12 protein-coding genes, 2 tRNA genes, 2 pseudogenes and 2 other annotated features (1 of these 18 cut by a window edge) are annotated in these 17424 nt (G+C 71.7%); of the genes and pseudogenes, 3 read left to right on the forward strand and 13 right to left on the reverse strand.

All coding sequences use genetic code 11. The annotated features are described in order from the left end of the window. Positions 1-1413 carry the 3' portion of a type IA DNA topoisomerase gene (locus MMR14E_RS28230; RefSeq protein WP_331318904.1) on the forward strand. 810 nt of this gene lie to the left of the window's left edge, so only the last 1413 of its 2223 coding nucleotides appear in the window; the start codon falls outside the window, past its left edge; the stop codon is at positions 1411-1413. Positions 1414-1463: 50 nt separating this feature from the next. Further along, positions 1464-1730 (reverse strand) — a sequence feature (23S ribosomal RNA rRNA prediction is too short). Between the two features lie 371 nt (positions 1731-2101). On the opposite strand, the gene MMR14E_RS28235 is transcribed toward MMR14E_RS28230, so the two are convergent. From MMR14E_RS28235 to MMR14E_RS28295, 13 genes and pseudogenes are all read right to left on the reverse strand, one after another. Beyond that, positions 2102-2177: transfer RNA gene (locus tag MMR14E_RS28235), tRNA-Ala, on the reverse strand. 126 nt (positions 2178-2303) lie between these two features. Next, a tRNA-Ile gene (locus MMR14E_RS28240) sits at positions 2304-2380 on the reverse strand. A gap of 199 nt (positions 2381-2579) precedes the next feature. After that, positions 2580-3108 (reverse strand) — a sequence feature (16S ribosomal RNA rRNA prediction is too short). A 453-nt stretch (positions 3109-3561) separates the two neighbouring features. Continuing rightward, the gene (locus MMR14E_RS28245; protein WP_331318905.1) at positions 3562-4365 is read right to left on the reverse strand and encodes an MBL fold metallo-hydrolase; all 804 of its coding nucleotides are present in this window, start codon (positions 4363-4365) and stop codon (positions 3562-3564) included. Positions 4366-4388: 23 nt separating this feature from the next. Next, positions 4389-5189, reverse strand: coding sequence for a TatD family hydrolase (locus MMR14E_RS28250; RefSeq protein WP_331318907.1), 801 nt, complete (start codon positions 5187-5189; stop codon positions 4389-4391). Between the two features lie 15 nt (positions 5190-5204). Next, positions 5205-6782, reverse strand: a complete 1578-nt coding sequence (metG, locus tag MMR14E_RS28255; RefSeq protein ID WP_331318909.1) for a methionine--tRNA ligase — start codon at positions 6780-6782, stop codon at positions 5205-5207. 778 nt (positions 6783-7560) lie between these two features. Further along, positions 7561-8577: pseudogene (locus MMR14E_RS28260) on the reverse strand (FAD-dependent monooxygenase); the annotation flags it as partial. Continuing rightward, entirely contained in the window at positions 8574-9194 is a 621-nt protein-coding gene (locus MMR14E_RS28265; protein ID WP_331318911.1) for a helix-turn-helix domain-containing protein, read from the reverse strand. The pseudogene MMR14E_RS28260 and the gene MMR14E_RS28265, both read right to left, overlap by 4 nt. Before the next feature lie 167 nt (positions 9195-9361). After that, a complete protein-coding gene (locus MMR14E_RS28270; RefSeq protein WP_419539458.1) occupies positions 9362-10378 on the reverse strand; it encodes a DNA polymerase III subunit delta' in 1017 nt (338 codons plus the stop codon). Then, positions 10282-10692 (reverse strand): annotated as a pseudogene (gene tmk, locus MMR14E_RS28275) (dTMP kinase); the annotation flags it as partial. The pseudogene tmk and the gene MMR14E_RS28270, both read right to left, overlap by 97 nt. Before the next feature lie 10 nt (positions 10693-10702). After that, positions 10703-11947, reverse strand: coding sequence for a D-alanyl-D-alanine carboxypeptidase family protein (locus MMR14E_RS28280; RefSeq protein WP_331318913.1), 1245 nt, complete (start codon positions 11945-11947; stop codon positions 10703-10705). A gap of 72 nt (positions 11948-12019) precedes the next feature. Next, positions 12020-13318 carry a septal ring lytic transglycosylase RlpA family protein gene (locus tag MMR14E_RS28285; RefSeq protein ID WP_331318914.1) on the reverse strand — a complete coding sequence of 433 codons (1299 nt, stop codon included), beginning with the start codon at positions 13316-13318 and terminating at the stop codon, positions 12020-12022. A 433-nt stretch (positions 13319-13751) separates the two neighbouring features. Further along, entirely contained in the window at positions 13752-14075 is a 324-nt protein-coding gene (locus MMR14E_RS28290; RefSeq protein WP_020095560.1) for a ribbon-helix-helix domain-containing protein, read from the reverse strand. Continuing rightward, on the reverse strand, positions 14059-14706 hold the full coding sequence (locus MMR14E_RS28295; RefSeq protein WP_012318487.1) for a ParA family protein: 648 nt from the start codon (positions 14704-14706) through the stop codon (positions 14059-14061). The genes MMR14E_RS28290 and MMR14E_RS28295 overlap by 17 nt, the downstream gene beginning before the upstream one ends. A gap of 371 nt (positions 14707-15077) precedes the next feature. Here MMR14E_RS28295 and MMR14E_RS28300 point away from each other — a divergent pair, with 371 nt between their 5' ends. Together MMR14E_RS28300 and MMR14E_RS28305 are read left to right on the forward strand one after the other, a co-directional pair. Further along, on the forward strand, positions 15078-15638 hold the full coding sequence (locus MMR14E_RS28300) for a PAS domain-containing protein (protein WP_331318915.1): 561 nt from the start codon (positions 15078-15080) through the stop codon (positions 15636-15638). A 130-nt stretch (positions 15639-15768) separates the two neighbouring features. Beyond that, positions 15769-17406, forward strand: coding sequence for an acyl-CoA synthetase (locus MMR14E_RS28305; RefSeq protein ID WP_331318916.1), 1638 nt, complete (start codon positions 15769-15771; stop codon positions 17404-17406). Positions 17407-17424: the final 18 nt, after the last annotated feature.

A 17424-nucleotide genomic window follows, 5' to 3' on the forward strand; every position in this document is an offset into this window, starting at 1 on the left:
AAGGATGTCCGGCGCGCACCGCCCCGGCTGTTCTCGAAGGACACCCTGGCGCGGCGCTGCGCCAAGCGGTTCGGCTGGGATCCGCAGCACACGGCCGGCGTCGCCCAGGATCTCTACGATCAGGGTTACCTCAGCTACCCGCGCACGGAATCGGAGTACCTGCCGGAGGGCCAGGCCGGCGATGCCGCCGCGATCATCGCGGCCGTCATGACCGTCCTGAGCGACCTGAGCGCGGTCGTTCCGCACGGCGCCGCGCCGCTGATCCGTCGCGGCCTGAAGGGCCACTACGTGGCGGATCCGGGCGAGCACCACGCCATCGTGCCCCTGCGCAAGGTGCCCGAGCGCGGCCGTCTCGGCGCCGATCAGGTCCGGCTGTGGGACCTCGTGGCGAAGGCTTATCTCGCCGCGCATCTGCCCGACGGTGTCGACGCGCGCACGACCGTCACGGCGGACGTCGCGACGCCGCGCGGCCCGAAGCGTTTCACCGTCTCCGGCAGCGTCGTGCGCGCGCCGGGCTGGCGCGCGCTCTATGGCAGCGAGGCCGAGCTCGAAGCGGATGCCGTGCCCGGCAAGATCAAGCGCGAGGCGGATGCCACCGCCACCCGCCTGCCGCTCGTGACCGACGGCGAGGGCGCCTCCGCCGCGACGGCAGAGATCGCCATCGCGATGACCGAGCCGCCGCGGCGGATCACCCGGGGCGAGTTGCCGGTCGTGATGGGCCGGCTGATCGATCAAGTGGACGATCCGGCCGCCAAGCGTGCCCTGGAGAACCCCGCCAACCCGAACGAGCCGAAGGGTCTCGGTACGGCCGCGACCCGCGACACGATCCTGCCCAAGCTCCTGAAGAGCCGCTACATCACGCTGTCCACCGGCAAGGATCCGGCGATCGAGGTCACCGAGGTCGGCCTCACGTTCATGCGCGCGGTGCGCAGCGTGTTTCCGGCCTACGGGGATCCGGTCGGGCGCGCCATGTTCGAGGCGGAGCTGGCCGAGATCGGCCGGGCGGCCACGCGCGCCGAGGCCGTCGCGCGCGCGAACGCTTTCCGGCAGCGCACCCGCGCGCGCCTCGACGACCTGATCGACGCGATCGCGCAGGCGCCGACGATCAGCCTCGATCCGAGCCTGATCCCGGCCGGTCAGGGCGATCAGCGGCCGCCGACGCCGGCCATGACGGCGTTCGCGGTGAGCCTCTCCGAGCGGAAAGGCGTGACGCTGCCGCGCGGCTGCAAGAGCAGCATCAGCGTCTGCCGCGCGTTCCTCGACGCCCATGCCGGACCGCGCGCAGCACAGGAGGGCGACGCCGCCCAACCCGCCGGACCGCGGATCCCGAGCGCGGCGATGGTCGGCTACGCGAACGATTCGCGCACGCCGGGCGCGTCGTTCTGGTTCGAGATGACCGGGATGCCCGGCTGATCGCGGGTGCGGTCTCCGGCGACCGAGACGTTCAGGCGGTCTCGGCCGCCCCGTAATTGGCGGCGATCACCGATTTCTTCAGATGTTTCAGTTCCCCGGGTTCGCTTCAAACCCCTATGAATTCAGGATTTGATACCTTCACATGACCAACCGTATTGTCGCTTCTACGGAGCCAGTCCGCGGGTGTCCGCGGAAAGACAGGCCATAGAAACACAATACGGAAGGTCGAAGGTGGGTTTCCCCATTCGGAAATCCCTGGATCAAAGCTCGTTCGCAGCTCCCCAAGGCTTATCGCAGCGTACCACGTCCTTCATCGCCTCTCAGCGCCAAGGCATCCACCGAATGCTCTTAAGGCACTTGATCGCTCTCGTGATCGATGTCCGCTGACCGGCAGCTGCTAGGCTGTCGGTCACGACACGGTCACAAAAAGACCAGTGATCAGATCGTTTCCGACCCGATCACCGTATGCTTGCCGAACATGACCGCCGGGGTTGGCAGCTCTCGCTGCCCCAACGGCCACATTCCCTCTTCACGATGTCACTGATGTCTTCGCCAAACGGCACGTCCAGCCGAACCTGTCGGTCCTCGCTGATCGCTGCCGCGGCAAACGCATGTTCCAGATAGCGGGCTCGACACGCACTGATTGGGGCTGAAGTTGTTCTCACAACTCCAAAACATCCCAAAAAAGTGGTGGAGCCAGACGGGATCGAACCGACGACCTCATGCTTGCAAAGCACGCGCTCTCCCAGCTGAGCTATGGCCCCAAAGGGTCGGCTCAGGATCAAGCAACCGAGGCGTCGCCTCGCAAGGCCGAACGGCCGCCGCGCCGCGTGGCGCGAGAAGCCTGAGGCGACGGATGTCGCCGCCGGCGTTTGAGGCCATCCTAATAATGGTGGGCCTGGGACGACTCGAACGTCCGACCTCACCCTTATCAGGGGTGCGCTCTAACCACCTGAGCTACAGGCCCAGTACGATCGAGCAGCACCGGCAGACACAAGGTCGGGCCGATCCGCGATCGCGCTATCTGGTGAGGAAGAGAAACGAGGGCGGCATCTGTCCCGCCAATGGGCTCTGACTGAGCCCTGATATCTAATGATCTTCGATGGGTCTGCCGAAGCAGAGCGGATCCAGCGGAGCCGGAGCCAAACCCAAAAAAGAATCCTTAGAAAGGAGGTGATCCAGCCGCAGGTTCCCCTACGGCTACCTTGTTACGACTTCACCCCAGTCGCTGACCCTACCGTGGTCGCCTGCCTCCTTGCGGTTGGCGCAGCGCCGTCGGGTAAGACCAACTCCCATGGTGTGACGGGCGGTGTGTACAAGGCCCGGGAACGTATTCACCGTGGCATGCTGATCCACGATTACTAGCGATTCCGCCTTCATGCACTCGAGTTGCAGAGTGCAATCCGAACTGAGACGGCTTTTGGGGATTTGCTCCAGATCGCTCCTTCGCGTCCCACNAGGCCGTTACCCCACCAACTAGCTAATCAGACGCGGGCCGATCTTCCGGCAGTAAACCTTTCCCCAAAAGGGCGTATCCGGTATTAGCCCTAGTTTCCCAGGGTTATTCCGAACCAGAAGGCACGTTCCCACGCGTTACTCACCCGTCCGCCGCTGACCCCGAAGGGCCCGCTCGACTTGCATGTGTTAAGCCTGCCGCCAGCGTTCGCTCTGAGCCAGGATCAAACTCTCACGTTGAAGAGAAAGATCCGGCCGATCACGTRTATTCTCAGACGGAGCCTCACATCGACCAAGCATCCCGACGCTTCACAGCGCCAAAACACCCGTCGGTGAGCTCAGAAAGAAGAACAACAGATCGGCACAAGTCTACTCACGCCAGGCCCTAAGACCCGGCCGCAAGGACAAACGCCGCCCGCGTCTCCCTTCCTCATTCCAACTTGTCAAAGAACACCTCGGTCACCCGAGGCTCATCAGAGGCAAACAGAAGACCGCCCGGCAATCCCGCCGGCCAATCCCGCCGCTTGTCAGAAGATGGCTCAGCGCCCGGTCCACTTCCGCGGCCGGCGCCGATGAGCCGGGGTATAGATCCACGGTTCCCGGCCGTCAACAGGCTTGTTGGCCGGGAAGCCGATTTTCTTGGACTCGGCCGACGACAGGCGTGTGACGCCCGATTCGGTCCGCGCCGCCGGCTCAGACGCCGAGGCTCAGGGTCATGCCGTCGTAGGCCGGCACGATGCCCTCGGGCAGGCGCGCCGCGAGGGTGCCGTAGTCGAGGTCGGTGTGCAGGTTGGTCAGGACCGCCCGGCGGGGGCGGACCGACTCGATCAGCGCGAGGGCGTCCGAGACCGAGAAGTGCGTCGGGTGCGGGGTGTCCCGCAGGGCGTCGATGATCAGCAGGTCGAGACCGCGGAGCCGGGCGAGGCTCGCCTCGGGGATCAGGCTGACATCGGGCATGTAGGCGGCCGCGCCGAAGCGGAAGCCCAGGGCCGCCTCGTTGCCGTGCTCCACCGGGAGCGCCTCCACGGTGATCGCACCCCCCTCCCCCTCCAGGGTCAGGTCGCGGCCGGCGGCGAGGTCGCGCAGGTCGAGGATCGGCGGGTAGGCGCTCCCGGGGGGCGTCTCGAAGCAGTAGCCGAACCGGGTCGTGAGCAGCGACCGCGTCAGGCCGTCGGCGTAGACCGGGATGCGGGCCCGCATGGCGATGACCAGCGGCCGCAGGTCGTCGATCCCGTGGGTGTGGTCGGCGTGGGCGTGGGTGTAGAGCACCCCGTCGAGGCGCGTGACGCCGGCGTCGATGAGCTGCTCGCGCAGGTCCGGGGACGTGTCGACCAGGAGCGTCGTCCGCCCCGCCCCCGACGCGCGCTCCACCAGGATCGAGCAGCGCCGCCGGCGGTTGCGCGGCTCCCCCGGGTCGCAGGCGCCCCAACCGCTGCCGACCCGCGGCACCCCGCCGGACGAGCCGCAACCGAGGATGCGCAGGGTCAGGCTCGCCATCCGGATCTCCCGCTCGTCACGCGTCACGCGGCGCCCGGAGCCGTTCCGGCGGCCTTGTCGAACAGCGTGAAGAAGTTCGCCGTCGTGGTCCGGGCGAGATCCTCGGCGGTCAGCCCCAGGGTCTCGGCCAGTGACCGGGCGGTGTCGGCCGTGTAGGCCGGCTCGTTGGTTCGCCCCCGGTGGGGCTCGGGCGCCAGGAACGGCGCGTCGGTCTCCACCAGGATCCGGTCGAGGGGCACGGCCCTGGCGATGTCGCGCAGGTCGTGCGAGCGCCGGAAGGTGACGATGCCCGAGAAGGACACGTACAGCCCCAGCTCCACCCCGGCCTCCGCCAGCCGCCGCCCCGACGAGAAGCAGTGCAGCACCGCCCGGAACGGCGCCCGGCCCATCTCGTCGGCGAGCACCCGCTCCATGTGGTCGTCGGCGTCGCGGGCGTGGATCACGAGCGGCACCCCGGCGAGGCGGGACGCCGCGATATGGGCGCGCAGCACCCGCTCCTGCACGGCCTCGGGGGCGGCGTCGGCGTAGTGGTAGTCGAGGCCCGCCTCGCCGATCCCGACGCAGCGCGGGCTGGCCTGCGCGAGGCCCGCGATCGTCTCGGCGGCGACGTCAGGCTCCTCGGCGGCCCCGTGGGGATGGGTGCCGACCGTGTGCCAGACCTCGGGATGGGCCTCGGCGATCGCCCGGTAGGTGTCGGCCTTGGCGACCCGGGTGGCGATCGTGAGCATGCCGGTCACACCCGCCGCCCTGGCGCGGGCGATCACGCCCGGGAGGTCGGCGGCGAAGTCCGGGAAGTCGAGATGGCAGTGGCTGTCGATGAGCATCGGGTCTCGGGGCCGTCAGGCGGCCGGATTCTCGGGGCGCTCGAAGCGCGGGAAGATCGGCGCGGGGGCGGGGAGCGCCGTGCCGGGCACGAGCCGGCCCCCCTCCCCCACATCGGCGAGGCCGCGCCGGTCGGCCGGCACCGCCAGCAGGTCGAGGAGCTTGGCCGCCGCCCCCGGCACGAAGGGCTGGGTCAGGATGCCGAAGACGCGCAGGGATTCCAGCGTCGTGTAGAGCACCGCGCTCATCCGCGCCGGGTCGGACTTGCGCAGTTTCCACGGCTCCTGGGCGGCGAAGTAGCGGTTGGCCTCGGCGACCACGGCCCAGATCTCCGCCAGGACGGTGTGGAGCGCGAGCTCGCCCATGAGGGTCCGGGCCCGCGCCGGCAGGGCATCGGCCTGGGCCAGCAGGGCCGTGTCGGCCGCGTCCAGGGCGCCCGGATCCGGCACCGCGCCGTCGCAGTTCTTGGCGACCATCGAGAGCGAGCGCTGGGCGAGGTTGCCGAGATCGTTGGCGAGATCGGCGTTGATCCGGCCGATGATCGCCTCGTGGCTGTAGCTGCCGTCGCCGCCGAACGGCACCTCGCGCAGCACGAAGTAGCGCACCGGGTCGACCCCGTAGGTGTCGGCGAGCTCGAACGGGTCGAGGACGTTGCCCAGCGACTTCGACATCTTCTCGCCCTTGGAGAGCAGGAAGCCGTGGCCGAAGACCCGCCTGGGCAGCGGCAGCCCGGCCGACATCAGGAAGGCCGGCCAGTAGACCGCGTGGAACCGGACGATGTCCTTGCCGATGATGTGCAGGTCCATCGGCCAGAATTTCTTTTTGGGATTAGACTCGTCCGGGAAGCCCGTCACCGTCAGGTAGTTAGTGAGCGCGTCGACCCACACGTACATCACGTGGTTCGGATGCCCTGGCACCGGCACGCCCCAGTCGAAATTGGTGCGGCTGACCGACAGGTCCTTGAGGCCGGAGCGCACGAAGCTCGCCACCTCGTTTTTTCGGGTGTCCGGCCCGATGAAGCCGGGCTGCTCCTCGTAGAGCTTCAGCAACCGATCCTGGTAGGCGGACAAACGAAAAAGAAAATTCTCCTCCTCCATCCACTCGACCGGCGTGTCGGTGGCGAGGCTGCGGCGGCTGCCGTCCTCCAAGAGCCGGGTCTCGGCCTCGTCGTAGTAGGCCTCGTCGCGGACCGAGTACCAGCCGGCATACTTGTCGCGGTAGATGTCGCCGTTGGCCTCCATCCGCCGCCAGATCTCCTGGGCGGCCGCGTAATGGTCGGGCTCGGTGGTGCGGATGAAGCGGTCGTAGGCGCAGTCCATGCGGTCGGCCATGGCCTGGAACCGGGCGGCCGTGCCGTCGACGTAGGCGCGCGGCGTGGTGCCGGCCCGGGTCGCGGCCTGCTGGATCTTCAGCCCGTGCTCGTCGGTCCCGGTGGAGAACAGCACGTCGTAGCCGTCGAGGCGGTGGAAGCGCGCGATCGCGTCGGCGGCGATCACCTCGTAGGCGTGGCCGATATGGGGCGCGCCGTTGGGGTAGGAGATCGCGGTCGAGAGACCGAAGGTCTTTCGGGGGTTCGCCGGGGCGTTGGACGTCACGTCTGTGGTGTTCCGGATGAGCGCGGGAAGCTGCCCGCGTTGTCGCGCGGCCGGCGCCGGGACGCAACCGTCGCGGCCCGCCGGCGCGGCNCGCCGCCTCCGGCCGCGCCCCGTCCCGGGCCTCCCGGTCCGCCGCGGCGAAGAGCGCGCGGCAGTACGCGATCAGGCGGTCGGTCCGGTCCGCGCCGCCGCGGAAGGCGATGTGCCCGTCCGGGCGCACCAGCACGAGCGCCGGCTGGCCCTCCAGCCCGTAGGCGCCGTGCGCCCGGCCGTCCAGGTCCGAGAGGACGGGTACGTCCGCCGCGATCAGGGGGCCGGCGAGGACGAGCCGCGGACGCAGCCAGGGCCAGGGCGCGACGGCCCGGACCGCCTCCAGCAGGGCGGGACCCGCCTCCGGGGATCGTCCGTCGAAGCACAGGAGCGCCCAGCCCGTCGTCCACCCGTCCGGGTTGTAGAGGAACGGGAACAGGCGCGTGCGCGCCCCGTCCCGCGTTACCGGCGCGTCCGGCGCGCGCTGGCCCGGCCTCGGCCCCGGCCGCAGCAGGTGCGCCACGTTCGCCAAGCCGGACAGGTGATCCGCGTTCAGGGGGCTCCCGGGATAGGCGACGCCCATCTGCTGCATGTCGTCCGTGCCCTGCAGCAGGGAGCCCAGGTTGGGCAGCGCCTTCGCGGCCAGCCCCAGCACCGTGTCGGTGACGGGCCCCCGGTAGACGGTCCACCGGAACCCGCGCACCTGCTGGGCGCTCAGCCGGGCGTGCTCGCCGCCGCGCTCGCCGTCGTACGAGTCGAGGATGGCGGGCGCCGCCTCGCCCCGCAGGGTCATGGCCAGCCGCCACGCGATCTCGACCGCGTCGTGGAGGCCGGCATTCATGCCCTGGCCCCCGATCGGCAGCGACAGGTGCCCGGCATCGCCCGCCAGGAACACGCGGCCCCGCGCGTAGCCGGGGGAGACCCCGTAGGCGAAGCGGCTGTGGGTGAGCCATTGCGGGTCGCTCAGCGCGAGGGTCTCGTCGCCGGCGACCTCCCGGGCGAGCGCCTGGATCTCGTCGAGCGTCGGGTCGCGGTCCGGCACGCCGGTGTCGTCGGCCAGGAAGAACAGCCGGTGGTAGCCGCCCCAGACCGGCATGATGCCGGCGAAGCCGCGCGGGTAGTAGAAGAACCAGAGCTGGTCCGGCTCGGACCCGCGGCGCCAGGACAGCCGGGCGTCGACCTGCCGGTTCATGCAGCCCGCGAGCCGTTCGGGCTCGAAATCCAGGCCGAGCCGGGCGCGGATCGTGCTCCGGGCCCCGTCGGCGGCCACGCAGTAGCGGGCGCGCAGCCGCGTCTCCGGCCCGTCCGCGCCCCGCCGGAGGGTCACGGTGACCCCCGCCCCGTCCTGGTCGATGCCGGTCACCGTGCAGCCCCGCTCCAGCCGGCCGCCGCGGGCCTCGAACGCGGCGGTCAGGGTCCGCTCGATCACGTCCTGCCCGCTGTAGAGGACGTCGGGATGGGGGCTGGCGACGTCGGCGATCGGGATGGGCGTCGTCGGCGCGCCGTTGACGAAGAAGTTGATGGTGCGGACCGCGTGGGCGTTCTCCGCCAGGGCGTCGCGCAGGCCGATGCCGGCGAGCAGCTCCTGCGGGCGGGCCCAGAGATTGTTGGCCCGCGAGTACGCCCTGACCGCCGTGCGCTGCTCCAGGAGCAGGCACGACACGCCGTGATGGCGCAGGGCGCAGCCCGCGGTCAGGCCGATGGGGCCCGCGCCGACGACGATCACGTCGGTGTCGTAGCCCGGTGCGGCGTCGGCGTCGGTCATCCGTGGGTCTCCTGTCGGGTCTCTTGCGGGGTCTCTTGCGGGGTCTCTTGCGGGATCTCTTGCGGGTACTCCTGCCGGCCCCCGTCCCGGCGCTCACCGGGGCCCTGTTCCCGGGCCGTGCCGGCGATCGACGCGATGGCGCCGTGGGAGGCGTCGATCCGCCGCTGCAGGCTCTGCAGGAGCGCGGCGGCGGCCTCGAGGGCCTCGGGCGCGAGGCCCTCGGTGAGCCCGTCCGACCAGAGGGCGTTGCGCGCCATCGCCCGCTCGTAGGCGTCGGCGCCCCGCGGGGTCATGGCGACGAGGGGCGCGCGGCGGTGATGGGGGTTGGGCGCGAGCCGGATCAGCCCGTCCGCCCGCATCTCGCCGACCAGGCGCTGCACCGACTGGCGGGCGAGGCCCATGTTGCGGGCGATGTGGGCGACGGGCAGGGGCGCCGGCGCGAGGGCGATGGCCCCCAGCACCTGCCAGCGGGCGCTGGTCAGCCCGAGGTCCTGCACCAGCGTGTCGCCCGCCGCGAGCAGGTCGCCGTTGAGGCGGAACACCGCGACCACGAGATCCGACAGGGCCTGCCGCGTCCGGTCGCGGCCGCGCACTGTCCTGGGTGGATCGGGCTCCATGGGGCGGGTCCTCGCGGCAGGGTGTTGTCAAGATGACAGCATGCTGTCATCGGCCGGACAACGGGGCCGGGGCCGGACGGTTCCAAGCCGGATCTCAAGCCGGATCTCAAGCCGGCTTCCGGGGCGGATCTCGGGACGTGGCTCGGGGGCGGGCGGCGAGGACGGGCCTACGCGACGGCCGCGAGATCCCCGAACAGCGACAGCACGACCGGGCGCCGGTCGAGGTTGTAGATCGCCGCCTCCCGGGCGGCGCGGCCGAACCGGTCGGCGACCTCGACCAGGGCCGCGAGGCGGGCGGGGGGCTCGTCCCGGCGCCGGTCGATCTCGGCCGAGACGAAGCGCAGCACCGCGTCCTGGGCGGCCTCGAACCGCGCCTCGGCGTCGCGGCCCGCCAGGGTCTCGGCGAGCTTGAGCACCCGGCCCCAGTCGGGCGTGCGCGCCCGCGTCAGCAGGGTCTCGATCTCGGCCACGAGGCCGGCGGTGACGGGATCGAGCATCGCGAGCGCGCGGGCGACCGAGCCCTCGCACTGGGCCAGCGCCCGGGCCAGGGCGGTCTCGTCGGGCTGCGCGAAGGGCTCGGGCAGGCCGCGCACCACCCGGGCGACGTCCTCGGCCGGGAGCGGGCGCAGCATCAGCGCCCGGCAGCGGGAGCGGATCGTCGGGAGCAGCCGGCCGGGCTGGTGGGACAGGATCAGGAACAGCGCGCGGGGCGGCGGCTCCTCCAGGACCTTGAGCAGGGCGTTGGCGGCGTTGGCGTTCAGGTCCTCGGCGCTGTCGAGGATGCAGACGCGCCAGCCGGAATCCGCGGCCGTCGCGGCGAACAGGTCGAGGGCGCGGCGCACCGCGTCGACCGAGATCTTGGTCGGCAGCGTCTTGGCGCCGGCGCTCCGGTGGCGGCGCAGGACCACGAGATTCGGGTGCGACAGGCCCGCGACCTTGCCGAGGACGGCGTCGCCCGCCGGCACGTCGAGGCCCGCCGGGCCCCCGCCCGTGGGGTAGGCGAGCAGGCGCCGGGCGACCCGGTAGGCCAGGGTCGCCTTGCCGATGCCGGGGGCGCCGCCGATCAGCCACGCGTGGTGCAGGCGCCGCCGACGACGACCCGCTCCAGCGCCTCCACGGTCTCGGGATCGACTCCGCCCGCGGCGCCCTGGTAGGCCCGGGTCGAGTCGATGAACCGGTCGCACAGCACCGTCTCGCCCCGGCGCAAAGCCGGGCGGATCAGCCGGTCGAGGTGGTCGATCCGGGCGGCGCTGAACAGCAGGGCCTCCGCGAACGGGCCGTAGGGCTTGGCGACGCCGTCGAGCAGCGCGGCGCGGATCTCCTCGGCCCGCGGCGAGCCGCCGGGCTCGCGCGTCACGCAGACGGGCCGGCCCGCGCGCGCGCGCAGGGTCGCGGCGAGGCGGGCGATCTGGGTCGACTTGCCGGCCCCCTCCCCGCCCTCGAAGGTGATGAAGGTGCCGCCCGCCGCGGCGGGATCCCCGGAACCCGGCCCGGTCACGCGCGCGCCGTCACGACGGGTTGGCCGCCCCGGCAGCACCCTTGTCCGTCCCCTTGTCCGTCCCCTTGTCCCCGCCCTTCGCGGCCCGGTCGAAGGCCTTGCGGACGAGGCCGGTGCCGAATTCCAGCGCCGCGTCCATCGCCCGCTGCGACAGGGTGCCGGGCTCCACCGCGGCGCCGGCGAAGAGCGGCTGGTCGAGGGCGACGGTGTCGCCGCGCTGGACGCGCAGGATCCCGACCCGCTGGCCCTCCTCCACGGGGGCGACGAGCGGCCCGGTATAGATCGCCCTGGCGCTGACCCGGTCGCTGGAGCCCCGCGGCAGCAGCACCCGCACGGGCTTCTTCGCCACCAGCGGCACCGAGCCCGACTGGCCGCCGAACACCGAGGCCTCGGCCACGGTCTCGCCCGGCGCGAAGACCTGCCGCGGCTCGAAGGCGCGGAAGCCCCACTCCATCAGCTTGCGCGACTCGGAGGCGCGGTCCCGGGCGGTCTTGAGCCCCGAGACCACCAGCACGAGCCGCTGGCCGTTCTGCACCGCCGAGCCGGTGAGCGCGTAGCCGGATTCCTCCAGGTAGCCGGTCTTGAGCCCGTCCGCGCCGATGTCGAGGGCGAGCAGCGGGTTGCGGTTCTGCTGGCGGATCTTGTTCCAGGTGAACTCCTTCTCGGAGAAGATCTTGTAGTAGTCCGGGTAGGTGTCGATGATGTGCAGCGCGAGCTTCGCCATGTCCCGGGCCGTGACCTTCTGGTCGGGCGCCGAGTAGCCGGTGGCGTTGCGGAAGGTCGAGTTCGTCAGCCCGATCTCCTTGGCGCGCTGGTTCATCAGCCCGGCGAAGGCCTCCTCGGACCCGGCCATGTTCTCCGCGATCGTGATCGCCGCGTCGTTGCCCGACTGCACGATCAGGCCGCGCAGCAGGTCCGACATCTTGATGCGGCTGTTGACCTGCGCGAACATCGACGAGCCGCCGCCGCCGGCCCCGCCGCGCTTCCACGCGTCCTCGGTGACGGTGAACTCCGTGTCCATCGACAGGCGGCCGGTTTTCAGCGCCTCGAACACGATGTCGGTGGTCATCAGCTTGGCCATGCTGGCCGGCGAGAACCGCTCGTCGGCGGCCTTCTCGAACAGGACCGAGCCGGAATCGGCGTCGATCAGGATCGCGTGCGGGGCCGCGGTCTGGAAGCTCTGCGCGGCGGCGGCGGCGAGGCCGGCGCCCAGCGCGCAGGCGGCCGCGAGAAGGGTGAGAAGGGGTCTGCGCATCACCGTTCCGTCCCGCGCCTGCCGTCGGACCGGAAGCGTCCCGGCCGTATCCCAATAACAAGCGTGACCATATTACGGTTTCGGCGCCGGATCGAACGCGAAATGCCGCATCGACGCCGCCCCCGACGCCGCGTCGGGGGCGGCGGTCCCGCCGTCAGTAGATCCCGGCGAGGCGGGCGTGTCCCGCCTTCGCGGCGGTCCTGGTGGCCGGCCCCTTGGCGGCGGGGGCCCTGGGGGCGGTCTTGGCGGAGGCGCTCGCGGAGGCTGTCGCGGCCGGCGCACCGGCCTTCGTGGCCGACGCCCTGGCCGGCACCGCGGCGAGGCGCGCCATGGCGAGCTTGGCCGAGACCGGCATCGCGGCCGGGGATTTGCCGTGCGGCGCGGAGGACGGGCCCGACGACGGGCCGGACGACGGGCCGGACGACGCCTTGGCGAGCTTGACGATCCCGGGTGCCGGGGCCGCCCGGCCCTGGGCCTCGGCGAGCGCCGGGCGGGCCGCCGGTCCGGCTTTCGCGCCGGGGCGGCCAGCACGATCGGCGCGCGCACCGGCGCCGTCCGCTCGGGCCGGGCGGCCGGGGCCTCGGCGGGCGCCTTCCCGGTCTCCTTCCCGGTCTCCTTCTCGGCCTCCTCCGCCTCCTGGGCGGGCCTGAAGGCCAGGGCCGGGGCGGAGCGCGTGTAGCGCTCGGTGTCCTCGTTCGGGCCGAGATCGGCCACCATCACGGTCGAGCGGCCGGCCGGCCGCCCGTCGGTGCGCAGGCTGGCGAGGAGCTTGCGGTCGTCGCTGCCGGCCACCGAGGCCTTCCCGACATACTCGACGCGCACCCGCGCGGTGCCCTTCCGGTGGAAGCCCAGCGCGTCGGCCGCCTCCTCCGACACGTCCATGACGCGGCCGGCATGGTAGGGGCCGCGGTCGTTGACGCGCACCAGCATCGAGTAGCCGTTGTCGAGGTTCGTCACCCGGGCGTAGCTCGGCAGCGGCAGGGTCGGGTGGGCGGCGGCGATCGAGTGGCGGTCGAAGACCTCGCCGTTGGCGGTCATGCGGCCGTGGAAGGCCGCGCCGTACCAGGAGGCGAGCCCCTCGCGCACGTAGCCGCTCGGATTCTCCTTCGGGACGTAGGTCTGGCCGGCCACCACGTAGGGCTTGCCGGTGTAGCGGCGGCCGCCGCCCTTCGGGATCACGTCGCCCTCGTTGTAGAGGCGCGGGCTCGCCTTGACCCCGTATTTCGGATCGATCCCGTTCCCGGCGGCGAGCTTCTGCTGGGGCGAGGTCGCGCAGTTGGCCGTGGCCAGGGCCACGCCCGAGACGGCCATGAGCCGCAGGGCGAGGCGCGCCGGCCGGGGAAGCGTCGTGCGCACCATCGTGGGGTTCACCAAACTCTACGCGTGACCGGGGCCCGACCGGACCGGAGCCGGCCGCGTGCACGAAGCCGCGACCAGTCCACCCAGATTTGTAGCGGTCGCGTAAAGGAAGCCTGAACGATGGGGCGCGGCCGGGTTCAGGAAGCCGGCCGTCCGCCTGCCCGGATGTCGAGCGATGCGCGAGGAACCGCGAGCAAGTCTCTGCTGCGAATCAGGTTTGTCGAGATTCCATGGACGGGCGCATTCCGCCGTCCCGGCGCGCGGCACTCGCCTTTTCCGTGTGGGCGCGGGGCGGGATCGGGGTCGCGGCGGCTCGGCGCGGGGCAGGCGCGGAGGCCGCCCCGGTCGATCCGCCCCGGTCGATCCGCCCCGGTCGATCCGCCTCGTCCGTCCGGGGCGCCGCCGCGGCGACGGGACGGCCGCGCCGGTGCGGGCCGGCCGATCCTCAGCGGGACTGCGTGTCGGTGAGCTGCCCGATCGACTGGGCGCCGCGCTGCTTGAACAGCAGGTCGAGGCCCTCCAGCATCAGCGCGTGCATCTTGGTCCGCTCGGCGTAGGCGAGGTCGCGCAGCTGGTCGTAGACCGGCGGCTCCAGGTAGACCGACATCTGGCGGGCGCGCTGCTTGAGCGTGGCCGCCTGCTTCGGCGCCGGGGGCGCCAGGGTGAGCGACACGATCTCGGCGCCCTGCGGCCGGGCCGCCTGGGGCCGGGCCGGCGGGCTCGCCGAGGCCACGATCGCCGCGAGGCTGAGCTTAGGCGGCTTGGACATGCTGGCCCGTCCTCAGGGACTGCGTGCGGCGCTCGATCCAGGACCACAGGCGGCGGACCTCGCCGGCGGCCTGGCCCTTGGGGTTGAACTCGGTGACGCCCTGGCCGAGGCCGATCGCGTCCTGGTGGTCGGTGCGGGCGACGATGTTCACGTCGGGCAGGATGCCGAGCACCGCGAGCCCGTCCGCGGCGTCGCGGACCCGGTAGGAGCGCGGCGGGGTCTGGTTCAGCACGAAGGCGAACTTCTTCTCCAGCCGGTAGACGGCGGCCAGGGTCGGCTTGAACGCCCGCAGGTCCGCGGGGGTCGGCCGGCACGGGATGATGCACAGGTCCGCGGCGCGGATCGCCGAGAGGGTGCCGGTGGAGTCGACGCCGGGCGTGTCGATGAACACGTAGTCGTAGGCGGAGTCGCGCAGGCGCTCCATCACCGCGTCGATCTGGGTGGCGTCGATCTGCGCCACCTCGGGACCGTCGGCCGTGCGGTGGTCCAGCCAGTCGGAGATCGTGGCCTGCCGGTCCATCTCCAGGATGCAGACCGTGTGGCCCGCCTCCCGGGCGGCCACCGCCAGGGAGATGCACAGCGTGCTCTTGCCGCTGCCGCCCTTCTGCGTGACGAAGGTGATCGCTTTCATCCCGGGCGTCCTCCAGAAGGCCCCTGCATCCGTCGAGGCGCCCGCAACCGCCGGTCGCCGCGCCGCCTGTGCCAACCTCAGGTATGGTGTTCGCGGCGTGCCGCGATCCTGTGACCCAAGGATGTCCGGGCACAGGTTGGGCCCGGCATGGTTAACGAGCCGTTAAGACCGCGGTCCGATCCGGATGTCCCCGCCCAGCGCGGCAGCAGGACAGCAGTCTAAACTTCAAGTTAAGATTCTTGGCATATAGAGGGTTAACAGCCTTCCCAGCGACGCCCGGATACCGTAGCGTGAGTGCGGGTGAGACGAGGAGCTTGGTGGGGGTGAAAACCTCAAGTTTAAAGACAAGGATCGCCCCATCGAGGAATGGCATGTCCGAAGGCCCGATCCCGCAATCCATTCTGGAAGCCTCCGGCGTCGTGGGCACCTGGGCCCACGATTACTGGGCGGGGCAGCTGGCGCTCTCGGCCCCGCTCGCGGATCTGCTCGGCCTGGACCCCGAGGCGGCCGCCGCCGGCGTGTCCCTGGAGACCTTCCTCGACCGCACCCATCCCGAGGACCGCGTCCGGATCGAGAGCTATCTGCACGCGGTTGCCGAGACCGGCGGTCCCGTCGAGGCGGAGTTCCGCACGAAGGACACGCGCACCGGGATCCGCACGCTGCTGATGCGCGGCCGGATCGAGCGGGACCCCGCCGGCGGGGCGACCCGCGGGCGCGGCATCGCCATCGACCGCACCGAGGAGCAGGCCGCCAACCTCGTGCAGAGCGAGCGGGTGGTGAACCGGATGGCCGAGCACGTCATCGCCCTGCGCGACCTCGCCCGCGCCCTGCACCGGCCGACGCTCACCGACCGGATCGAGCACCTGATGATCGAGATCGGCTTCGAACTCGCCCGCTTCCTGCCCGAGCCCGAGGACGAGCCGCGCCACTGAGCGGCCACTGAGCGGCCACCGAGCGCGGGGCGTTGCGCGGGGCCGCCGGTGCGGAAGCCCCGCCGGACCGATTGATCGCGCCCGTTCCGGCAAGCTACTGTCCCGGCAACACTTTGCCGGGAGGACGGGGATGGCCCGCGACACGATCTACGACCGCGATCTCGACCGCGTCCCCGCCAACCACCAGCCGCTGACCCCCCTGCTCTACCTGGACCGGGCCGCGCGGGTGTTCCCCGACCACGTGGCGGTGGTCCACGGCACCCTGCGGCGGCCCTACCGGGAGGTCTACGCCCGGGCCCGCCGCCTCGCCTCGGCGCTGGCGGCGCGCGGGATCGGCCGCGGCGACACCGTGGCGGCGCTGCTCGCCAACACCCCCGAGATGATCGAGTGCCACTACGGCGTGCCGATGACCGGGGCGGTGCTCAACACCCTCAACACCCGCCTCGACGCCGACGCGATCCGCTTCTGCCTGCAGCACGGCGAGGCCAAGGTCCTGATCACCGACCGCGAGTTCTCCGGGACGGCCGCCGCGGCCCTGGAGGGGCTCGCCGACAGGCCCTTCGTCATCGACGTCGACGATCCCGAGTACGACGGCCCGGGCGCCCGCCTCGGCGCGACCGACTTCGAGGCCTTCCTGGCGGGGGGCGACCCGGAGCACGACTGGCGCCTGCCGGACGACGAGTGGGACGCGATCACCCTGAACTACACGTCGGGCACCACCGGCGACCCGAAGGGCGTGGTCTACCACCATCGCGGGGCGGCGCTGCTGGCGCTCGGCAACGTCATCACGGGCGGGCTCGGTCAGCACCCGGTCTATCTCTGGACCCTGCCGATGTTCCACTGCAACGGCTGGTGCTTCCCCTGGACCCTGTCGATCGTGGCCGGCACCCATGTCTGCCTGCGGCAGGTGCGGGCCGAGGCGATGTACCGGCTGATGGCCGAGCACGGGGTCACGCATCTCTGCGGCGCGCCGATCGTGATGCAGATGCTGATCAACGCCCCCGACGCGGAGCGCCGGGACCTGCCGCGGCGCGTCGCCTTCTTCACGGCGGCCGCCCCGCCCCCCGAGGCGGTGCTCGCCGGCATGTCGGAGGCCGGGTTCGACGTGACCCACCTCTACGGCCTGACCGAGAGCTACGGGCCGGCGGTGGTCAACGCGTGGCACGCCGACTGGGACGCGCTGGCGGCCGACCAGAGAGCGGCCAAGAAGGCCCGCCAGGGCGTGCGCTACCCGGTCCTCGAGGCCCTCGACGTGCGCGACCCGGAGACGCTGGAGCCTGTGCCTGCCGACGGGGCGACGATCGGCGAGGTGATGATGCGCGGCAACGTGGTGATGCGCGGCTACCTCAAGAACCCGGCCGCCACGCAGGCCGCCTTCAGGGGCGGCTGGTTCCGCACCGGCGACCTCGGGGTGAAGCACCCGGACGGCTACGTGCAGCTCAAGGACCGCTCGAAGGACATCATCATCTCGGGGGGCGAGAACATCTCGTCGATCGAGGTCGAGGACGCCCTGTTCAAGCACCCGGCGGTGGCCGCGGCCGCGGTGGTGGCCAAGCCCGACGCGAAGTGGGGCGAGACGCCCTGCGCCTTCGTGGAGCTCAAAGCCGGCGCGGCCCCCACGGCCGACGAGCTGATCCAGTGGTGCCGGGGGCGGCTGGCCTCCTACAAGCTCCCCCGCCACGTGGTCTTCGGCGAGTTGCCGAAGACCTCGACCGGCAAGGTGCAGAAGTTCATCCTGCGCGAGCGGGCCCGGCAGGACGGCGCCTGATCGGCGCCGGGCCGGACA

This window comes from Methylobacterium mesophilicum, from assembly GCF_036441335.1.
GTDB classification, from domain to species: domain Bacteria; phylum Pseudomonadota; class Alphaproteobacteria; order Rhizobiales; family Beijerinckiaceae; genus Methylobacterium; species Methylobacterium mesophilicum_B.

Coding starts and splice junctions, on each gene's coding strand:
- MMR14E_RS28245 (WP_331318905.1), bottom strand. CDS start 4,365: ATGGCGAGCCTGACCCTGCGCATCCTCGGTTGCGGCTCGTCCGGCGGG.
- MMR14E_RS28250 (WP_331318907.1), bottom strand. CDS start 5,189: ATGCTCATCGACAGCCACTGCCATCTCGACTTCCCGGACTTCGCCGCC.
- MMR14E_RS28265 (WP_331318911.1), bottom strand. CDS start 9,194: ATGGAGCCCGATCCACCCAGGACAGTGCGCGGCCGCGACCGGACGCGG.
- MMR14E_RS28280 (WP_331318913.1), bottom strand. CDS start 11,947: ATGCGCAGACCCCTTCTCACCCTTCTCGCGGCCGCCTGCGCGCTGGGC.
- MMR14E_RS28290 (WP_020095560.1), bottom strand. CDS start 14,075: ATGTCCAAGCCGCCTAAGCTCAGCCTCGCGGCGATCGTGGCCTCGGCG.
- MMR14E_RS28295 (WP_012318487.1), bottom strand. CDS start 14,706: ATGAAAGCGATCACCTTCGTCACGCAGAAGGGCGGCAGCGGCAAGAGC.
- MMR14E_RS28300 (WP_331318915.1), top strand. CDS start 15,078: ATGTCCGAAGGCCCGATCCCGCAATCCATTCTGGAAGCCTCCGGCGTC.
- MMR14E_RS28305 (WP_331318916.1), top strand. CDS start 15,769: ATGGCCCGCGACACGATCTACGACCGCGATCTCGACCGCGTCCCCGCC.